We start from the raw sequence: 18,541 nt of genomic DNA on the forward strand, positions 1-18,541 counted from the left end.
AATAAAGGGGATTAATTATGAGGAGAACAATTATTTCTAGATTTCATCAGGTAGTTAACACATACTATACTAATGAAAAAATTTCTTTACCCAAGGATTATAGTGACCAAGTAGAAAAACATTGGCAAGAGCTACAACAAGAAGGTAATGATTTTTTTAGAGGGGATGTATACACTATAAGTAAAATAGAAGAGACTAATGAAAGACTAGACATCTTTGTTTCAAAAACAGATTATGCACATTTTTTATATACCATTCATAGAGAGAAATTTGTAGAGCCAGATTGTAGAGTCATTCACACTTCTGTTTTAATTGAAACCGTAGATGGAAAATTTGTTATTGGAGAGATGAATTTAGGCACTGCAGCTCCAAGAAAGCTTCAATTTATAGGCGGTGGCATAGATAAGAACGATATAAAGAATAATGTTTTTGACTTAAGACATAACATTGAAAAAGAAATTAATGAAGAAATAGGAATAGATGTAGATGATAAAACTTTAGTAAAAGAGTTAAAACACTATGTTTTAAAGAGTGGGGGCAAAGATAATTTTTTATCAGCCATTTTTAAAATGTCTTTACTTATTAATGAAGATGAGCTAGATAAAATTTTAAATCAGCATAATGAAAAATTAATAGATAAAGGAGAAAATCCAGAAATAAAATCTCTTATATGTTTGAATAAGAACAGAGATGCTATAGAAGAATTTGTGAAAGACAATTCAAGAGAAAAAGATGAAAATCTTAATGCTACGTTAATGGCAGCAATAGGAATCATTCCAATAGAGGACTATATACTACAGTAGCACTGGATAATAAAATATTTAAGTATTATAATAAAATATGTTGCAAAATAATATGATAATAGTATTACTAATAATATCATTGAAATATAAATTTTAAATATATAAAAAGGTTTTATTTACTTTCTAATGACGAGGTAAAAGATAAGGAGATACTGATGATAAGAGAATTGTTTGAAGATATATATCAAATAGAAGTAGAACTTCCAGACAATCCTTTAAGGGCGCTAAATGCTTATTTAATTAAGGGGAATGAAAGAAATCTACTTGTAGATACAGGCTTTCGTAAGGTTAAATCCCTAGAAAGCTTAAGACAAAGCTTAAAAGAATTGAATGTGAATATGGACAATACGGATATATTTTTAACCCATCTTCATGATGACCATACGGGTCTTGTACCATTTCTTTTAAATTCCAATAATAAGGCTTATATTCATCCAAGAGAAAGTGAAGAGATATATAATTTAAGAAAAGTAAGTTATATGGAAGAAATGAATATATTTAATGAAGCCATGGGATTCCCTAAGGGCAAGGCGGTATCAGCTCTAAAAGCTCTAAGAGATCAAGAAGGTTTTGAGGAAAGCTTCACTGAGCCAACCTATACAGATATCAAAGATGGAGAAATATTAACGGTAGGAAAGTATGAGTTTAAGTGTATTTTGACTCCAGGGCATACTCCAGCTCATTGCTGTTTATATGAAAAAAACCATAGGATTTTAATTGGTGGAGATTTAATATTAGCAAAGATAACTCCAAACATAACCTATAGCCTTGAACAGTGGATGGAAAACCCTTTACAAGAATACTTTGATAGCTTAGATAGAGTTGCATCTCTACCTATAGACGTGACACTGTCTTCTCATAGAGCTATTATAAGGAATACTAAAAAGAGAATAAGAGAACTCAAGGACCATTATGATCTTAGGTTAGAGGAAATTATGGATATTTTGGCGAATGGAGAAAAGCTTTCACCTTATGAAATTGCAGGAAGAATGCACTGGAGTATAACAATTAAAAACTGGGAAGACTTCCCGATAACTCAAAGATTCTTTGCACTAGGGGAGTGTATGTCTCATTTAGTTTATCTTGAAAAGCTTGAAATGATAAATAAATTATATCAAGATGGAAAGATTTATTATGTTATATCAAATAAAGGATTAGTATGGGCAATAGTTAAGTATATTAAAGAAAGTTAAAAGAGTGAGTTTTAAAATAAACATAAAGGATGTTTAGAAATAAGGTTATTTCAAAACATCCTTTTAAGTTCTAAAATTATTGAGCTACTGTTGATGAACAGATTTTACAGATGTTTATAGTTTTTCCGTCTTCACATTTCTTAGTCCAAACCAGCTTTACTCTTTTTCTACCACATAGGGGACATGTACCTCTCCAACCAACTATTTTCTTAATAACCTTACCTCTTCTTTGCTTACCCATTTTCTCATCACTCCTTTCTTTAAAAATATATTTATAGAAAGGATGAGTTATGACTAAAAAAAGTTAAGATATGCCAAAATAAAAAAAGTAGTACTTTAATTAAATGAGCACTACTCATATATATACATTTATGGTATATTCTTTACTTATATACTTGGTTTATAAGATAAATGCTGGAAATGGAAACGTAAAACATAACCAGCATTCACCTTATAAGAGTTTAAAATTAAATGAAAATGTAAAACGTAAAATTTTAATGTAAGTAATATTATAGTTATATTTTAACATAAAACAATCTAAATAAATTAGCAAAAATAAGTATTTACAATAAATTTTAAAAGTTGTTAAGTAAGTGTTAAATTGGCTGTAAATTATGTATATTTAGTTAATGAATTAATAAGTAGTACAACATACTTATGGAAAAATGAAGGGAGTTTTAATTGCGATGATCTAAAAACTTATATATCAGATATATAATATAATTTATGTATATTATATTATATAAAATGTATTCTGGAAAAAATCTGAAATTTTATTTTCTGCACAAGATTTATTATTTTATAAATGTTGTAGATAATATGCATATGAATTCTTAGAGAAGTCTAAGTTAACATAGAAGTAACTAAAGATATAAGCTTCTATTTTAGAAAGGAATGATTTAAATGGATAATAGTACTTTATGGTATATGGAGAAGCAAATTGATAGAACTATAAAAAACTTAAGAAAAAGAAACATGGAGGGCTTCTTTGTTAAAGATAAAAGTGAGTTAATGATGATTTTAAAGGGACTTATAGATGAAAAATCTACAGTAGGTGTAGGGGACTCCATGACACTTTTTGAAACAGGAGTTATAGATTTTCTACGCAAAGGTAATTATGTATTTTTGGACAAGTATAGAGACGGTATTACTAGTGAAGATAAGAAGGAAATTTATCTGCAAAATTTTTCTACAAACACATTCATGTGTAGCACTAATGCATTAACAGAGGAGGGTGAACTATATAATATTGATGGTAATGGAAGTAGAGTTGCACCGATGCTATATGGTCCAAAGCAAGTTATTCTAGTAACTGGAATAAATAAGATTGTAAAGGATATCGAGGAGGCAGAAAAAAGGGTTAGAAATTATGCAGCTCCTATTGATGCAAAGAGGTTAAATAAAGATACTCCATGCACTACCTTAGGCTATTGTGTAGATTGTAAAAGCCCTAACAGAATATGTAATGATTTTACAATTATAAGAGGCCAGTTTATTAAAAATAGAATAAAAGTAATTATTGTGGGAGAACAACTAGGTTATTGATAATTTTAAATAATGTATAGTTCGTATAGAACATGAATTTTTAAATTATTTATATAGTCTGCAATACTATAATAGACTTTAATGAATCCTTATACCAACGTAATAGATTGATGTAAGGATTTTTTTGTTTATAGAAAATATTTATATGTAAATTTATTATAGTATTTTGAAATATTGAAAAAATATAAAAAATATTCACAATTATATAAAAAATGATTAAAAAACATTGTAATTATTCATGAAGGTAGTATAATTATATAAAATACAAAAAAATACAATGGAGGTATTAAAATGAATAAAAACATTAAAATTACATTAATTGAAAATTTAATTCGATTTATGGGAAGGAAAAATTTTAAGCGAAATACTTCATTAGCATGTTTAAGTGTATTTATGGTGGTAAATACATCGACTGGAGTTATGGCCATGACTATGGAAGATATGGACAAGATACCAATTAATATAGCAGCAGAAAATAATAAGGATAGTTTAAAGCAAAATTTAGAACAAAAGCCAAAACCATATGGAGTATTAAAAGATGGGATTTCAAATAATGAAGAAATTATTCAAGCTAAAACATTAGCAGAGACTAAAGTAGATGATGTCAGTTTACTTAAACCTTCAGAAGAGAAGAGTGTAGATAAAAAGGTAATTGAAGCTCAGCGCAACTATACCTTAAAAGAACTTTCAGCGATGAGCTATCAAGAAATGGTTAATACTATTGCATCCTTAGAGTGGAGAAATATCGATGGACTATTTAAGTATTCTGCAGATTCACAAGAATTTTATGGTGATAGAGCTCGTGTAAAGTATATAATAGATGCTTTAGATACAAGAGCTAAAACTTTTACAGGCACTAATAACAATGGTATTCCGACTATAGTGGAGGTTTTAAGATCAGGATTCTATTTGGGCTACTATAATACTGGGTTAAGTTATTTAAATGACAGAAACTTTAAAGATTTTTGCTTACCAGCATTAAACTCAATGATTGCGAATCCTAACTTTAAATTTGGAAATAAACTTCAAAACGGTGTCATTGAAAGTTTTGGATCTTTAATTGGAAATGCATCTTCCAGTGTGGAAGTAGTTAATAAGTCAGCAGCACTATTAAGAGATTATAAAATCAACATAGAGACATATGGCACTGATTTATCAAAGGCTAATGCTATCTATGGAGTAATTAAAGGTATATCCTATGATTTAACTTCTGCAGCCTACGGAAAAGATCCTGCAACAATGCCTTACTATGGTAAAATTGATGCCTTTATAAATGAATTAAAAGAAATAGCATTAATGAAAAATGCTAGTAGTGGTAACCAGTGGTTGGTTAATAATGCCATTTACCAAATAGGAGAACTAGGTGTATTCCATAGCAATCCGAAGATGGCAATTGGATTATTAACTGATGTTATGGATACTTCAAATAAGTATTCAGAGAAATTTTTTATAGCAGCAGAAAGAATTGATTATCTATATAAAGGAATCAACTCACGTGGAGAAAATATAAACTATACACAACTTAAAGAAGAAGGTTATAACAAGTACCTACCTAATAAGTATACTTTTGATAATGGCTCAATAGTAATGCAAGTTGGCTCTAATGTTTCAGAAGAAAAGGCAAAAAGACTTTATTGGGCAGCAAAGGAAGTTGAAGCTCAATTCTTTAGAAATATTGGAAGTGATAAAGTTTTAGAAGCAGGAAATAAAGATAATGTTTTAACTATAAAAATCTTCAACTCGCCATCAGAGTATAAAATGAATCAATATTTAGGTAATGTTAGTACAGATAATGGTGGAATATATATAGAACCTATAGGAACTTTTTACACTTACGAAAGAACAATTCAAGAAAGTATTTATAGCTTAGAAGAACTATTTAGACATGAATTTACTCACTATCTACAGGGTAGATATTTAGTTCATGGTTTATGGGGACAAGGTCCGTTTTATGAAAATGAAGATTTAACTTGGTTTGAAGAAGGTTCAGCAGAGTTCTTTGCTGGATCTACTCGTACAGAAGGAGTGAAACCAAGAGAAGCTATAGTGAATCAACTTGCAAAGGAAGAAGCCAACAGATTCACATTAAGTCAAACTATATCTTCTGGATACAATAGTGGATGGCAATTCTATAATTATGGCTTTGCCCTTGTAAGCTACATGTATAATAATGATATGGAATCATTAAATAAAATAAATGATTATGTGATTAATACTGATATAAAAGCATATAGAAATTTCATTTCACAGTTAAAGGCTGACTCAAATAAAAACGTAGCATATCAACAATATATGCGACAATTAATAGGAGATACTACTATAGGAACGCCATTGGTATCAGATAGTTATACAAAGGTTCATCCTAAAAGAACTATAGAAGAGATTTCTTCCGACATAGTAAGTATAAGTAGAATTAGTGGTGTAAATAAAGATAAAACTTATTCATCAGATTTCAACACATTTAAGATATCTGGTAAGTATGTAGGTGGAATTTCAAAGGGAGGATTACAAGATAATGTTGAAATGAATCAAAGAGCTAATGAAATGCTCAAAAACCTATTATTAAAAGGTTGGACAGGCTACGAAACAGTAACTTGTTATTTTACTGATTATAAAGTTGTCAATGGTAAATATGAATATAACTTAGTATTTAAAGGCCTTTTAAATGATAGCTCAGTAAATCCTGAAAATAAAGTTCCTACTGCAAGTATAGATGCTCCAGATAATGTAGAAGTAAATAAGACGGTTTCATTTAGTGCAGATAAATCTACAGATTCAGATGGATTTATAGTAGCCTATGATTGGAATTTTGGAGATGGATCTACAAGTTCAACTAAAAATCCAACTCACTCTTATAATAAAGAAGGAAATTATGTTGTTAGCCTTAAAGTTACAGATAACAAAGGTGCCATTGGAGAAACAACATTTAATATTAAAGCTAGTAAAACATCTGGAGAAAATGGAATAAATTCAGAAGTAGAACCCAATAACGATTATAATCAGGCTAATTACTTTATAGCGAATAATAAAGATGTAACTGGTACCATACAAAGTGCTAATGATGAGGATACATTTGCTTTTGAAGTAGATAATGCTGGTGAAGTTGATATAAAGATTACAGAAAATTCATCTAAAATAACATGGATAGTTTCTAAAGAGAATGATTTAGACAATTACGTATGTTGGAAGCAATACACCGAAGGAAATATAAGTAAAGGAAGCTTTAGTGCTACTCCAGGAAAGTATTATATTAAACTATACTCAACAGATGAAGCTATAGAAAATGGAAACTATAGCATAAATATCAATGGTATAAAGTCCTATAATAATGACCCAGAAGTGCCAAGCAATATTATAGAAGTAGAACCAAACAATAGCTTTGAATCTGCAAATGTAGCTATATACAACAACATTGATGCAAAAGGAAAACTACCTACAGGTGGAGACACTGACGTTTTTTACTTTGATGTAGATACTGCATCTAATGTAAATATAAAGGTTGGAAGTGCTCAGCAAGGATACACTTGGATAGTGTGTAAATCAGATAACTTAAATAATTATGTTTGCTGGAGTCAGAATAGTGAAGAAGATGGAACTAGTGGAAGCTTTAAGGCTGCACCTGGTAAATATTTTATTAAACTATACTCTTTAAATAACTCTAGCAGTGTTGACTATACTATTAAGGTTGATGGTATAAGACAAAGATAGCTCAAGTTTAATAGTATAACTAAATTTATAGTTTTTTATACTTGATAAATAATAAAGTTTCAACTGCAATATAAGATTTAAAATGTAGTTGAAGCTTTTTTATTGACAAAAATGCTACCTTGCAATACAATATAGAAAAATACTATTATGCATTGCAAGATACCTTGTGATAGATGGTACTGTAAATTTAGTTTTGGAGGGGAAGTTTATGAAAACAAAACAGTATATAGAAGAGGTTAATAAATTTATTGGTAAACTAAGTAAAGAAAATGAGGAAAAGTTTGAAAATATATTATTTAAAATACGTTTTTCAAATATTAATGATCATGATGCTGAAGATTTCATACACCATTGTCTAGATTTGTTTTTACAAGCTGAGGAAAGAGGAATTGAGGTAGAAGAAATACTAGGAAATAGTGATATAAATTCCTTTTGTGATGAGTTTATATCAGAAACAATAGGGGGGTACTCTACACTGGAAAAAGTGTACTGGAAGATTTCTAAACTACCAATAATACTGATTATTTTTACAGGTGTATTTGAAATGTTTATTGGACAATTAATTAAAGGGTGGGTAAATAAAACAACGCTTTTTACAGTTTCAGTAACAGTTTCAATGTTAGTGAATACAGTGCTTGTAATTATAATAACTAATTATTTATTATCTAATATACCATATATGAATAAGGTTTTTAAGGAAGATGATAAAAAAACAGATAGAAAAATTACATTTTTATTATGGATAGGCTTCTGTGGTCTAACAGCCATATTTGTATTAACTAAATTGTTTTTAACAAAGGTACTTTTTGATGTTAATTATTTAATATTCATGGGTATACTTATAATTATTTATTTGATACAGTATTTCCTTGAAAATAGAAATCAATAGAAGGAGGAAATCATGAATAATAAATCACAGTTATTAAAGGGAAGCTTAGAGGGCTGTGTTCTTAAAATTATAGATTTAAAGGATGAAATTTATGGATATGATATTGCTAGAATATTAAAGGAAAATGGATTCACTGACATTTCTGAAGGAACATTATATCCATTATATACACGGTTACAAAAGAATGGCTTTATATCATCAACTATGAAGGAATCGCCATTTGGTCCAGCTAGGAAATATTATAGCTTAACGGATAAAGGCCGTGAAGAACTAAAGGATTTTGTGGATACTTGGGAATATATGAGTAAAAATATAAATGATATAATTAAAGGAAATATTCAGTAATATATTTCTTAATATTTCAATATATTCAATAGTTTATATAACCATAAAATCCTTATATATTAGTACAACTATGGTGGAGGTAATGTTAAACTATTATTTAAATAAAAAGCTTAACATTGATATAGATTTATTTTGAATACCTTTATAGAGTATTTCTATTGTGTCACTTTTATCCACCATGCCAAGTATATATAGTAATGGCAAATAGTGATCCTTAGTAGGAATGGCGTTATTTTTTTTATCGCCATATTCAATTAAGGATTCAAAATTTCTTGATTTTAGATTTGTTACTACTTCATTTTCAAAATCAATAGCCCATTGATATGGAGTAGTATCATAATTCATATCTGCCAAGTATAAATTATGGACAATGTTTCCACTACCTAATACCAAAATATCATGCTCTCTTAAAAATTTTAATTTTTTACCCATATCGTAATGGTATATAGCAGGTTGTGCCATATCAATACTAAGGGCTACTACAGGAACATCAGCCTTTGGATACATATGTTTTAAGACTGACCAAACTCCATGGTCAAGACCATATGTATCAATAGGTTTTATGTCAAGATCTTTAAGCATTTTACTGATTTCAGGAAAACCTGGACAAGGGTATTTTATTTCATATAATTCATTTGGAAAACCATAAAAATCATATATAAGTTCTGGATTTTGGGATGTAGTAACTGCAGTAGCACCGTCTGACATCCAGTGAGCAGTAACCACCATTATTGCCTTTGGTGTAGGTAGAGTCTCACAGATATTATAAATACTTTTTGTGTAGCTATTGTCAGTTATGATATTCATTGGTGAACCATGACCTATAAAACCGATTGGGAATTTCATAATATCACTCCTTAATATACTTTATTATATAACTTAATTTTATTATATCAAAAATAAGGTGAAATATATTTAATAATTATTTTGTTCAAAATATATCATAAAAAAGTAAGTGGTAAATAACTAATCATTTTGATAAGCTATTTACCACTTACTTTGAAATTAAGATATGTATTTTATCCGATGACTACCCGCTCTTTACTCTCATCTTCTTCAAGTGGGAGTAAAGAGCGGCTACGACCCTAGATAACGATTTCCCCTAAAGGACAACGAATTCTAAGTATCGAAAATACTGATACTAAGAATTCTGTTAGTAACCTTCAGAGCGAGTAAAAACTCCCTCTGAAGCAAAGAACTCTGTTTATAATTGAGATAAATCTGATACAAATTGAATATCTACATTTAATGAACTTAATAATCTTTTTAATTGCATTGCAGCAATAGCTGAGCTTGGTGGTGTTGAAACTATATTTTTGAACCCAGTAGCTTTATACATTTTAATGCAGTTCTCAAGAATTGGAATCATTTCTGCTTTTGATGTTGATAATTCTGAACTTTCAAGTGCAAGAGTAAAGCTTGATGGAGTTATAGACTTTACAGCATTATTATAATCATTTAAGAAATTTTTGCCATCCTCCTCTTGAAAAAATCCTCCTACAGTGATAAATAAGATTTTCTTAGCATTATTTACTTCTACTTTATACATTTTAAATTCCTCCTTTAAAATTTATATAAAAAAGCTCCCATTGTATATCCAGAACCAACTGAACAAAAAATAACGAGATCTCCTTTATTTATCTTTTTAGTTTCTATAGCTTTATTAAGTGCAAAAAACGGGCTTGTACATCCGGTATAACCATATTCATCTGCAACAAAGGTATAAGTGTCACTACTAACATCTACATTTAATTTGCTTAATGTTTCTTTAATATCAGCATGAGAAAACTGTGAAAATAAATAGTGTTTTACATCTGATATAGATTCATTTCCTTCTTTTAAAAGTTTATTAATAAGTTTTACCCATTCATCACTAAAGTAAGATACATCATGATTTACCCAGGCATACTTTTTACTATCTATAGGTAGGTCTTCATCATATATATGGGATAATCCACATTCAGGGAAGACCATATATTTATGATTTTTAGAATCTGTATGGTAGGCAGAATTAAGAACCCCACCATTTTCTTCATCACTAGTAAGTAATATTGCAGCGGCACCATCTCCAACAGTAGAATTTACTAATTCACAATTACTTTTAGCAAGTATTGAACCATATGAAGCACCTACGATTAAAGATTTTTTATATTTACTTTTAGATTCCATATAGGTTGAAACGCTATCTATAGCTGTTATCATTCCTATACAATTATCGTTCATATCATAAGTTAAATCACAGTTACATGCCTCTATATCATCTCTTATCAAAAGAGCATTAGTAGGTATTAAATATTGTACAGAATCACTAACAAATACAATAATGTCTAATTCAGAAGCCTTAACATTAGCTTTTTTTAAACAGGATTTAGCAGCTTCGATACCCATAGTAAGAGAATTTTCTGTATTATTATCAACTAAATACCTAGATTTTCTCCCTAAGTGATTTAAAAGTTTTTCTAGATCTTGTCCATACTCATTAAGAAAGTGTTGATTTTCTATTCTTTTTTTAGGATGATATATTGATATTTCTTGAATTTTTATTCCCATAAAGTCCTCCCCATTCACATTTGAATTTGATGTTTAAATATAGATACTACTATACATGAACAAAATGTTACAATATATATAAAATTTTGTCAATATATTTGGAAAATACATTTCATTATATTAATTATTTTACAAAAATTTAAAATATAATAAATTTGAAATAAAAATGTATTATAATTAATTATAGAATTAAAGAATATAAACTTCATAAAATATAAATACAGTACTTAAGGAGGAATGTTATGTATTTGTTATTCTTTGTTTTAATTTTAACCACAGCATGCTTTTTCACCATGCTTCGTAGGGAACCAAGGACATTGTGGCTTGGTATATTTTTTCTTTTGTGGCTTGGATCTGGATTTGTATTTTGCTTGGCTATAGGTGAGACCTATGAAATAAATATGGTACTATATTTTATTATACTCACTATTATTATCGTTACAGTTGGATTTCCTTTATATATTTTGTCCTTTATATTTTTACTTTTTAGAAGTGGATATCAACTTATAAAGAGAGAGGGAGCTAGATTAACAAACTTTCTATCCTTAAGTTTAGGTGTATTTATTATATTTTGGATTATGTTTTTTCCAATTATTATTCGAAATTTTACACATCCAGTAACTAGGGGAATTATATCATTCATAACTTTTTTAATTAGCTATTTTTTTATGATGATGTTTATCTTTGCAATATCTGCAGCAATAAATACTTACTTACCAAAAAGAAAAAAATATGATTACATTATCGTCCTAGGTAGTGGTTTAATTGGTGATAGAGTTCCTCCTTTACTAGCCAGTAGGATAGATAAAGGTATTGAAATATATAGAAAGCAGCTTGAAAAAGGTTATTCATCAAAAATTATATTTACAGGAGCAAAAGGTGAGGATGAAGATGTTTCAGAAGCTTTTGCTATGTGGCAATATGCTAAAAATAAGGGAATTGAATTTGAGAATGTAATAATTGAGGATAAGGCAGTAAATACCTATGAGAATTTATATAATTCAAAAAAGCTTCTTAAGCAGGATTATGGAAATAGAGATAAAAAATATAAGTGTGTAGTTGTAACTAATAATTTTCATTTGTTTCGATCTTTAATATGGGCTAGGATAGTGGGATTAAAATGTGATGGTGTTGGATCTAAAACTAAACTTTATTTCTCACTTAATGCACTTATCCGTGAATATATAGGTGTTATGTATATCTATAAAAAGTTTAATATAATTATTATAAGTTTAGCACTTATTTTTAGTATTATACTTACTATTATAGATATTAATTTTGTTCAACCCTTTTTATAATAGTTGACTCTTGGGTTACAAAAGGGTTTATAATAATAGTAGATGGCAAGGTGCACACTTGTAGAGCTTATTTGTTGAGGTGAAGTTATGTTTAAGATTGGTGAATTTTCACGTATGAGTGGACTTTCAATTAATACACTGTATCATTATGACAATGTAGGAATTTTGAAACCTATATATATAGATAAGTTTACTGGTTATAGGTACTATGATGCAAATCAACTTATAACCATAAATAAAATAATTGCTTTAAAGGATGCTGGATTTTCTCTTATTGAAATTAGCAATTTCTTTAAGAATAATTCTAGCAGTGAGTCACTTATAGAGGTTTTGGAAGTGAAAGCAGAATTACTTGAAAAGGCACTGGAACTAGAAACAAGTAGGCTTCAACGTCTTCGTACAAATATATTTTTAATAAAGAATGGAGGCATACCTACTATGAATGAAATTTCTATTAAAAAAGTAGAAAAAATCTTAGTTGCATCATTGCGAAAATGTTTTGTGAAGGATGGTAACCAAACTTATGATGAGTTTTGTGAAAGCCTATGGACACAAGTGAATGAATATATTGATAAAGTAAAAGGAAAACGTACAATTCCGTGTATGACACTTTATCACGAAGATAATACTTCAGTACAGGATATGGAAGTTGTAGAACCTATAACAAAATCAATTCCAGCAGGTGACAATATTAAAGTATATGAACTACCTATGGTGGAAAAAATGGCTTGTATAGTTCATAATGGTTCATTTACCACAATTGGAGAGACCTATAAAACAATGTATAAATGGGTTTCTGACAATAAATATTCAATATGTGGACCAGTGCGTGAAATATACCATGAAGGTGAATGGGTAACAGATGATCCTAATAAATACGTAACGGAATTACAATTTCCTATAAAGTAATATAATTGACTTTTAATAAAGTTGAACTCAATAGGTCTATATAAAAATAAATAGAAAATAAATATTAGAATACTGCATTATTCTTTAAAATGAATATGCAGTATTTTAATTTGTTTTATTTAGATTGGTAGTGAAATCATATGTGTAATCATGATTTTATGGTTAAATATAATAAAAATTTTATTCTTGCTTTTCTTTTGCTAAATTTATTTCTTCAAGTCTTTTCTCAGCAGCTTTTATTGCTTCAACACCTGTTTTGCATAAAGGATTAATACCTTTAACAATGGTTACAATGACAAAGGCTTCTACTAATTCTTCCATGGTTAAGCCTGCTTCTATGGCAGCAACTGCATGTGCTTTTGCCCCACTTACTTCATCATCCAAACTATCTAATATTGTAAAAATTAATTCCCTAGTCTTTTTAGATAAATGCCCATTTTGGACTGACTCACGCATTACTAAATATCCATTTAAACTATCTGGAGAATATTTAGATAGGATTTCAGCAAAGGGAGGACTCCACTTTAATTCATTTTTATAGTAATTAAGTATATTTTCTAAATCATTCATAATTAAATTACTCCTCATTTTGTTATTAATATCTTGAAATTTAAGTTTAAATTAACTATTTTATCTATAGTATAACATATTGTAAAAATTTGTTTTGTATGCATTAGAAGTATGACTTATGTAAATCACAAATGTATAGATATTTTGAATAATATGGTATAATTTCCTTAAATATAATTTTACATTGTAAATATTTACTGTTTATAAATTAATTTATACGATTTACTCTATGATATATAGTTTTAATAGATATTTTAAGCATTAATTAGTATAGGATTATGATAAGGATCAGAGATAGGAAGGAGCAGTTAATTATTTTCAGCATGAATTATAAAATGGGGATTCACTTTATTTAGAAATTAGTGAATGAAAGCAAGGGAGTAAAGAGTGATATGAAAAAATCTTTATTAAAAAGTAAGGTTATTATTGAATTAGAAAAAAGAATTAAACAGTATGGGCATGGGGTTGTAGAAGAATTTATACAGGATCTAGAACATAAGGGTTCTCCAATAGTAGAAGAAATAGAAAATGATGATAAAAACAATTTAGTTACTTTTATATATGAGGGGGATAAAGAATGTAAAAGTGTTTTGTTTGTGCCTGATATAGGACTAGATAGATTTAAAGATAGATATAAAGATTTTAAAATGGAAAAGATAATGGAAACAGATCTGTGGTTTATTACCTATGAAGCGAGAAATAATTTGCGGTTTATATATTATTTTTCACCAAATGATCCGTTGGATGATAATTGGAATGACAGATTTGGTAGTAGAGTCAAGTATGATAGATTTTGTAAAAGAACTTTGATTTTTGATAAAGAAAATCCAGAGGATAAAGGCTCTTATGTGATAATGCATAAGTCACCAGAAGATATTTGGTCTAAAAAAATGGATAATATACCAAGAGGCCATGTAGAAGAATATAAATTTGAAAGTGAAAACTTAGAGGACAAGCGTAGAATTAGAGTTTATACACCTTATGGATATAGTAAAGAAGAAAAACCATACGGATTTATGGTTTTAACCGATGGTGATGATTACATATCAACCCTTTCTGCCATAGAAACTTTCAATAATCTTATAGCCTCTAAAAAAATACCACCTATAGTTGCAATATTTATTGATTCAACAGAAAATAGGGGTAAAGAACTAAAGTGTAATGATTCCTTTTGTGAAGTTATTATAAAAGAGATAATTCCATGGGTTAGGAAAAGTTATAATATTTCTAGTAATCCAGAGGAAGCTATAATTTGTGGGCTTAGTTTAGGAGGATTAACAGCAGCTTATTTAGGGTTAAACTATTCAGAAATTTTTGGTAACGTTCTTTCTCAATCAGGCTATTTTTGGTACAATTCAGAAGACTATGCACCTAATGAGGACTGTTGGATGAGCAAAAAGTTTAAGGAAGTAAACAGACTTCCTCTTAAATTTTATTTAGATATGGGAGTTTTAGAAACTAAGTATAAAATTATAGATCCAAATATAAATTTAAGAGATACCTTAATATCTAAAGGATATGAGGTTAATTTACAATGGTTTGAGGGTGGTCATGATTACTTATCATGGGGAGAAACCTTGGCATATGGATTGATTTCTCTTATAGGAATAGAATAGTATCATAAAAAGGTGAATCTAGCAACTCATGAAAGAAATGTTTTTACTGCAGGTAATGAATTACCAGTTCTTGATATTAAAATTAATAATCAACGTTTAAAATTAGGAATACAACTTTGTAGAGAAATACGTTACCCAGAGCAGTGGAGAATACTAGCTTTAAATAATGCTCAAGTATTTATATATTTAACAAATGCCATTTCAGGAAATAATTTTTCAGTTTGGAGAAGTCATTTAATAAGTAGAGCAGCTGAAAATCAAAGGTTTGTAATTAGCTCTAATAATGCTAATGAAGATCAACAATGTCCTACTATGCTAATTTCACCTAAGGGACAAGTAGTTGAAGAAATAGTTTCAAATGAATTAGAGGTAATTAAGAGAATTATAGATACAGACGATATATCAGATTGGTATTTAGATCAATGTAGAAGTGATGTTGTTAAAATAATTTCGAAATGATTTAGTAGGTATTTTGAAATTATGATATAAACTTACAAAATAGTGTATAATTATTTTTATGCCTGTGTGAAATAAATATTAATTTGTAAGGAGAAAGTGTTTATGAAAATAGCGATTATTGGTTACAGTGGTTCTGGAAAATCTACTCTTGCCAAAAAACTGAGTGAAAAGTATAACTGCTCACTTCTTTATCTAGATGCTGTGAATTTTGAATCAGGTTGGAAAGAACGTAACAGAGAAGAGAGTAAAGCAATATTAAAAAGCTTCATGGAGAATGAGTCATGGGTTATAGACGGTAACTATAAAGAGCTTTATCAAGAAAGAAGATTAGAAGAAGCCGATAAAATAATATTTATGAACTTCTCAAGATTTGTTTGTTTTAAACAAGCTTATAGGAGGTATTTGAATTCTAAAAGTCAAGTTAGAGAAAGTATGGCTGAAGGATGCATAGAGAAATTTGATTTTGAATTTATAAAATGGATTTTGATAGATGGAAGAAGCAAGAAGCTTAAAAGAAACTATGCTAATATATGTGATAAATATAGAGATAAAATTATTATTTGTAGAAATAGAGAAGATGTTAAGCATATGTTAGAAGTTTTGTAAAAAGAGAATGATGTTGAGGATATGCTTACATGGAAGTATGAAGGTATTTACTCGTTTTTTTGATAATGACTTCTCAGAAGGAAAGATAAATTATGTAAAGAGTTTTCCTATGGATGATAATGTATACGCAATTTATAATAATAAAAATGAATTAGTAGGATATTGTGCTTTTTATCTTAATGATAAAGTAAGCTTTTCAATTCAGATGAGACCAAGTTTAACAAGCAAGGGTATTGGAAAAGAATTTTTAGAAGCTTTTTAGAGTTTGCTAAGGAGAAGTATAATTTGAAAAATATAGAGCTTTCTGTTCTTAAATTTAATGAACGAGCTATCAGACTTTATAAAAGTCTAGATTTTAAAGTTACTAATGAGTTTATGAGGAAAACTGTTAAGGGAGAAATGGAATTCATAAAAATGGAAAAAGCGTTGTAGGTCAGTATATATTTAAGAACTGATGATGATTTAATAGATATTTGTGAAGAAATAAAACAAGCATTCTATAATTGAATTATTTTATGTAGTAAGGTTTATATTTTGGCGGGATGGTGAGATTTTATGAGAGCTATTGAACTATATAATCATTTAGAGAGAGATTTTATCTTCAATGGATTGAGTGATGATTGGGCAAGATTCATGGGTGAAGTGGAGAATTATCTTTCAATGAATTTCAAAGAAAGAAGCATGGGTTTAGTATGTGATTTTGCAGATGAAATTAATAAAGTTTACACTGCTGTATTTCCAACGGAAGAAATTATGCAGAAAATTATTGATGATGGAATTACAGATGCTATGTTGTTTTTGCACCACCCTTCTATTTGGGATATTAGAAGACCAAAACCATTTTATCAGATGAATAAATCATTATTAGAAAAGTTTAGACAGAATAAAATATCTATATATAATCTACATGTACCACTTGATAACTTCAGTGAATATTCAACAAGCAAAACTTTAGCAGATGTGTTAGATATAGAAATTGAAAAACCTTTTAAGGAGTATTGTGGATCTTTAAGTGGTGTAATTGGAAAAACTAAGCGTAAAACCATGGAAGAATTACATAGTAAGTTTTCAAAAGTATTAGGACATGATACGAAGCTTTATCTATACGGAGATAACCATATAGAGAATGGAAAAGTAGCTATCGTAGCAGGTGGTGGTAATAATAAGGATACTGTTTATGAAATGCTTGAAAACAATGTTAATGTTCTTATCACAGGCATCTCAGTAAACAATGAAAGTTATTTAGAAGTTCATGAGCTTGAACAAAAAAATTGTATTAATGTTTTAGGTGGTACACACTATTCTACTGAAAAATTTGCATGTCAAAGGATGTGTGATTACTTTGAAAAGCTTGGACTTGTTTCTTCCTTTATTGAAGGGAAACCGGTGTATGAGGATATGTAGGATTGATGTATTATGGTGTAATGCAATACTAATAAATTATAGGAATATAACAAGAGTTACATTAGGAAGATGGAATAAATATGTTAACTCATAAGGGGGACAAGGCAAATAGAAACTGGAAGATTAATATTGCGTAGATTTATACTGAGCGATTCAGAATTTATGTTTAAGAATTGGGCAACAGATAGCGAAGTATTTAGATTTTTTAGTAGGAATCCTCATAGCAATTTTAGCGAGATTGAACGAGTCGTTAAAGAATGGAGTAATGCCTATGTGTATAACAATTGTTATAATTGGTCAATCGAATTAAAAGAAATTGGAGAGGTAATTGGTCAAATTTCAATAGTGACTTTGAATGAAAAATATTATTCATGTGATGTTGCTTATAATATAGGTAAATCATTCTGGGGAAAGGGAATTACGGTAGAGGCTTTAAAAGCTGTTACTAATTATATGTTTAAAGAAGTTGGTATAAACAGGATAGAAGGAAAACATAATACTCTTAATACTTCATCAGGTATAGTAATGCAAAAGTCTAGAATGAAAGGAGGTGAACTTTAGTAAGAGTTTGGTACTTATATTAAATATAGTATTATATATATAGGGTATTATGTATAGTATATATACTTATCCTGTATATATTTTT

At 28.7% G+C, this 18,541-nt stretch carries 20 protein-coding genes; 15 read left to right on the plus strand and 5 right to left on the minus strand.

What is annotated here, in order from left to right:
* Positions 1-17 precede the first annotated feature (17 nt).
* Both ABDZ93_RS12095 and ABDZ93_RS12100 read left to right on the plus strand, forming a co-directional pair.
* Positions 18-803, plus strand: a complete 786-nt coding sequence (locus tag ABDZ93_RS12095) for a hypothetical protein (protein WP_343826655.1) — start codon at positions 18-20, stop codon at positions 801-803.
* A 155-nt stretch (positions 804-958) separates the two neighbouring features.
* The gene (locus tag ABDZ93_RS12100) at positions 959-1,996 is read left to right on the plus strand and encodes an MBL fold metallo-hydrolase (RefSeq protein ID WP_343826656.1); all 1,038 of its coding nucleotides are present in this window, start codon (positions 959-961) and stop codon (positions 1,994-1,996) included.
* A gap of 76 nt (positions 1,997-2,072) precedes the next feature.
* Here the strand turns inward: ABDZ93_RS12100 and ABDZ93_RS12105 are convergent, their stop codons facing one another.
* Complete coding sequence (locus tag ABDZ93_RS12105) at positions 2,073-2,237, minus strand: hypothetical protein (RefSeq protein WP_167402990.1); 165 nt, start codon at positions 2,235-2,237, stop codon at positions 2,073-2,075.
* A gap of 662 nt (positions 2,238-2,899) precedes the next feature.
* Between ABDZ93_RS12105 and ABDZ93_RS12110 the strand changes: the two genes are divergently transcribed.
* The 4 genes from ABDZ93_RS12110 (at position 2,900) to ABDZ93_RS12125 (ending at position 8,483) form a co-directional block, all read left to right on the plus strand.
* Positions 2,900-3,541 (plus strand): lactate utilization protein, encoded by a 642-nt coding sequence (locus ABDZ93_RS12110; RefSeq protein WP_343826657.1) that lies wholly within the window; start codon positions 2,900-2,902, stop codon positions 3,539-3,541.
* 291 nt (positions 3,542-3,832) lie between these two features.
* Positions 3,833-7,249, plus strand: coding sequence for a collagenase (locus ABDZ93_RS12115; RefSeq protein ID WP_343826658.1), 3,417 nt, complete (start codon positions 3,833-3,835; stop codon positions 7,247-7,249).
* A gap of 208 nt (positions 7,250-7,457) precedes the next feature.
* Complete coding sequence (locus tag ABDZ93_RS12120) at positions 7,458-8,138, plus strand: DUF1129 domain-containing protein (RefSeq protein ID WP_343826659.1); 681 nt, start codon at positions 7,458-7,460, stop codon at positions 8,136-8,138.
* A gap of 12 nt (positions 8,139-8,150) precedes the next feature.
* On the plus strand, positions 8,151-8,483 hold the full coding sequence (locus ABDZ93_RS12125; RefSeq protein WP_343826660.1) for a PadR family transcriptional regulator: 333 nt from the start codon (positions 8,151-8,153) through the stop codon (positions 8,481-8,483).
* A gap of 93 nt (positions 8,484-8,576) precedes the next feature.
* On the opposite strand, the gene ygiD is transcribed toward ABDZ93_RS12125, so the two are convergent.
* The 3 genes from ygiD to ABDZ93_RS12140 form a co-directional block, all read right to left on the minus strand.
* Positions 8,577-9,329: a 4,5-DOPA-extradiol-dioxygenase gene (gene ygiD / locus ABDZ93_RS12130; RefSeq protein WP_343826661.1), complete on the minus strand. Its 753-nt coding sequence runs from the start codon at positions 9,327-9,329 to the stop codon at positions 8,577-8,579.
* A gap of 358 nt (positions 9,330-9,687) precedes the next feature.
* On the minus strand, positions 9,688-10,032 hold the full coding sequence (locus ABDZ93_RS12135; RefSeq protein ID WP_343826663.1) for a hypothetical protein: 345 nt from the start codon (positions 10,030-10,032) through the stop codon (positions 9,688-9,690).
* Between the two features lie 14 nt (positions 10,033-10,046).
* On the minus strand, positions 10,047-11,033 hold the full coding sequence (locus ABDZ93_RS12140) for a 3-oxoacyl-[acyl-carrier-protein] synthase III C-terminal domain-containing protein (RefSeq protein WP_343826665.1): 987 nt from the start codon (positions 11,031-11,033) through the stop codon (positions 10,047-10,049).
* Between the two features lie 242 nt (positions 11,034-11,275).
* Between ABDZ93_RS12140 and ABDZ93_RS12145 the strand changes: the two genes are divergently transcribed.
* Positions 11,276-12,331 carry a YdcF family protein gene (locus tag ABDZ93_RS12145; protein WP_343826666.1) on the plus strand — a complete coding sequence of 352 codons (1,056 nt, stop codon included), beginning with the start codon at positions 11,276-11,278 and terminating at the stop codon, positions 12,329-12,331.
* Between the two features lie 87 nt (positions 12,332-12,418).
* Entirely contained in the window at positions 12,419-13,240 is an 822-nt protein-coding gene (locus ABDZ93_RS12150) for a MerR family transcriptional regulator (RefSeq protein ID WP_343826667.1), read from the plus strand.
* A 180-nt stretch (positions 13,241-13,420) separates the two neighbouring features.
* Here ABDZ93_RS12150 and ABDZ93_RS12155 read toward each other — a convergent pair whose 3' ends face one another.
* Positions 13,421-13,810 carry a carboxymuconolactone decarboxylase family protein gene (locus tag ABDZ93_RS12155; RefSeq protein ID WP_035131778.1) on the minus strand — a complete coding sequence of 130 codons (390 nt, stop codon included), beginning with the start codon at positions 13,808-13,810 and terminating at the stop codon, positions 13,421-13,423.
* A gap of 362 nt (positions 13,811-14,172) precedes the next feature.
* Between ABDZ93_RS12155 and ABDZ93_RS12160 the strand changes: the two genes are divergently transcribed.
* The 7 genes from ABDZ93_RS12160 (at position 14,173) to ABDZ93_RS12190 (ending at position 18,456) form a co-directional block, all read left to right on the plus strand.
* On the plus strand, positions 14,173-15,426 hold the full coding sequence (locus ABDZ93_RS12160; protein ID WP_343826668.1) for an alpha/beta hydrolase: 1,254 nt from the start codon (positions 14,173-14,175) through the stop codon (positions 15,424-15,426).
* Positions 15,427-15,438: 12 nt separating this feature from the next.
* Entirely contained in the window at positions 15,439-15,885 is a 447-nt protein-coding gene (locus ABDZ93_RS12165; RefSeq protein ID WP_343826669.1) for a carbon-nitrogen hydrolase family protein, read from the plus strand.
* Positions 15,886-15,987: 102 nt separating this feature from the next.
* A complete protein-coding gene (locus ABDZ93_RS12170; protein ID WP_343826670.1) occupies positions 15,988-16,491 on the plus strand; it encodes a DNA topology modulation protein in 504 nt (167 codons plus the stop codon).
* A gap of 37 nt (positions 16,492-16,528) precedes the next feature.
* Positions 16,529-16,753, plus strand: a complete 225-nt coding sequence (locus tag ABDZ93_RS12175; protein WP_343826671.1) for a hypothetical protein — start codon at positions 16,529-16,531, stop codon at positions 16,751-16,753.
* Entirely contained in the window at positions 16,735-16,923 is a 189-nt protein-coding gene (locus tag ABDZ93_RS12180; RefSeq protein ID WP_343827000.1) for a GNAT family N-acetyltransferase, read from the plus strand. Before ABDZ93_RS12175 ends, ABDZ93_RS12180 begins: the two co-directional genes overlap by 19 nt.
* Positions 16,924-17,046: 123 nt before the next feature.
* Positions 17,047-17,895, plus strand: a complete 849-nt coding sequence (locus ABDZ93_RS12185) for a Nif3-like dinuclear metal center hexameric protein (RefSeq protein ID WP_343826672.1) — start codon at positions 17,047-17,049, stop codon at positions 17,893-17,895.
* 162 nt (positions 17,896-18,057) lie between these two features.
* Positions 18,058-18,456 carry a GNAT family N-acetyltransferase gene (locus tag ABDZ93_RS12190; protein ID WP_425544778.1) on the plus strand — a complete coding sequence of 133 codons (399 nt, stop codon included), beginning with the start codon at positions 18,058-18,060 and terminating at the stop codon, positions 18,454-18,456.
* Positions 18,457-18,541 lie beyond the last annotated feature (85 nt).

Source organism: Clostridium subterminale, from assembly GCF_039521425.1.
GTDB classification, from domain to species: domain Bacteria; phylum Bacillota; class Clostridia; order Clostridiales; family Clostridiaceae; genus Clostridium_J; species Clostridium_J subterminale.

What these genes read in the sequence shown, in the direction of transcription:
- ABDZ93_RS12095 (WP_343826655.1), top strand. Translation starts at nt 18, where the DNA reads ATGAGGAGAACAATTATTTCTAGATTTCATCAGGTAGTTAACACATAC.
- ABDZ93_RS12100 (WP_343826656.1), top strand. Translation starts at nt 959, where the DNA reads ATGATAAGAGAATTGTTTGAAGATATATATCAAATAGAAGTAGAACTT.
- ABDZ93_RS12105 (WP_167402990.1), bottom strand. Translation starts at nt 2,237, where the DNA reads ATGGGTAAGCAAAGAAGAGGTAAGGTTATTAAGAAAATAGTTGGTTGG.
- ABDZ93_RS12110 (WP_343826657.1), top strand. Translation starts at nt 2,900, where the DNA reads ATGGATAATAGTACTTTATGGTATATGGAGAAGCAAATTGATAGAACT.
- ABDZ93_RS12115 (WP_343826658.1), top strand. Translation starts at nt 3,833, where the DNA reads ATGAATAAAAACATTAAAATTACATTAATTGAAAATTTAATTCGATTT.
- ABDZ93_RS12120 (WP_343826659.1), top strand. Translation starts at nt 7,458, where the DNA reads ATGAAAACAAAACAGTATATAGAAGAGGTTAATAAATTTATTGGTAAA.
- ABDZ93_RS12125 (WP_343826660.1), top strand. Translation starts at nt 8,151, where the DNA reads ATGAATAATAAATCACAGTTATTAAAGGGAAGCTTAGAGGGCTGTGTT.
- ygiD (WP_343826661.1), bottom strand. Translation starts at nt 9,329, where the DNA reads ATGAAATTCCCAATCGGTTTTATAGGTCATGGTTCACCAATGAATATC.
- ABDZ93_RS12135 (WP_343826663.1), bottom strand. Translation starts at nt 10,032, where the DNA reads ATGTATAAAGTAGAAGTAAATAATGCTAAGAAAATCTTATTTATCACT.
- ABDZ93_RS12140 (WP_343826665.1), bottom strand. Translation starts at nt 11,033, where the DNA reads ATGGGAATAAAAATTCAAGAAATATCAATATATCATCCTAAAAAAAGA.
- ABDZ93_RS12145 (WP_343826666.1), top strand. Translation starts at nt 11,276, where the DNA reads ATGTATTTGTTATTCTTTGTTTTAATTTTAACCACAGCATGCTTTTTC.
- ABDZ93_RS12150 (WP_343826667.1), top strand. Translation starts at nt 12,419, where the DNA reads ATGTTTAAGATTGGTGAATTTTCACGTATGAGTGGACTTTCAATTAAT.
- ABDZ93_RS12155 (WP_035131778.1), bottom strand. Translation starts at nt 13,810, where the DNA reads ATGAATGATTTAGAAAATATACTTAATTACTATAAAAATGAATTAAAG.
- ABDZ93_RS12170 (WP_343826670.1), top strand. Translation starts at nt 15,988, where the DNA reads ATGAAAATAGCGATTATTGGTTACAGTGGTTCTGGAAAATCTACTCTT.
- ABDZ93_RS12175 (WP_343826671.1), top strand. Translation starts at nt 16,529, where the DNA reads ATGAAGGTATTTACTCGTTTTTTTGATAATGACTTCTCAGAAGGAAAG.
- ABDZ93_RS12185 (WP_343826672.1), top strand. Translation starts at nt 17,047, where the DNA reads ATGAGAGCTATTGAACTATATAATCATTTAGAGAGAGATTTTATCTTC.
- ABDZ93_RS12190 (WP_425544778.1), top strand. Translation starts at nt 18,058, where the DNA reads ATGTTTAAGAATTGGGCAACAGATAGCGAAGTATTTAGATTTTTTAGT.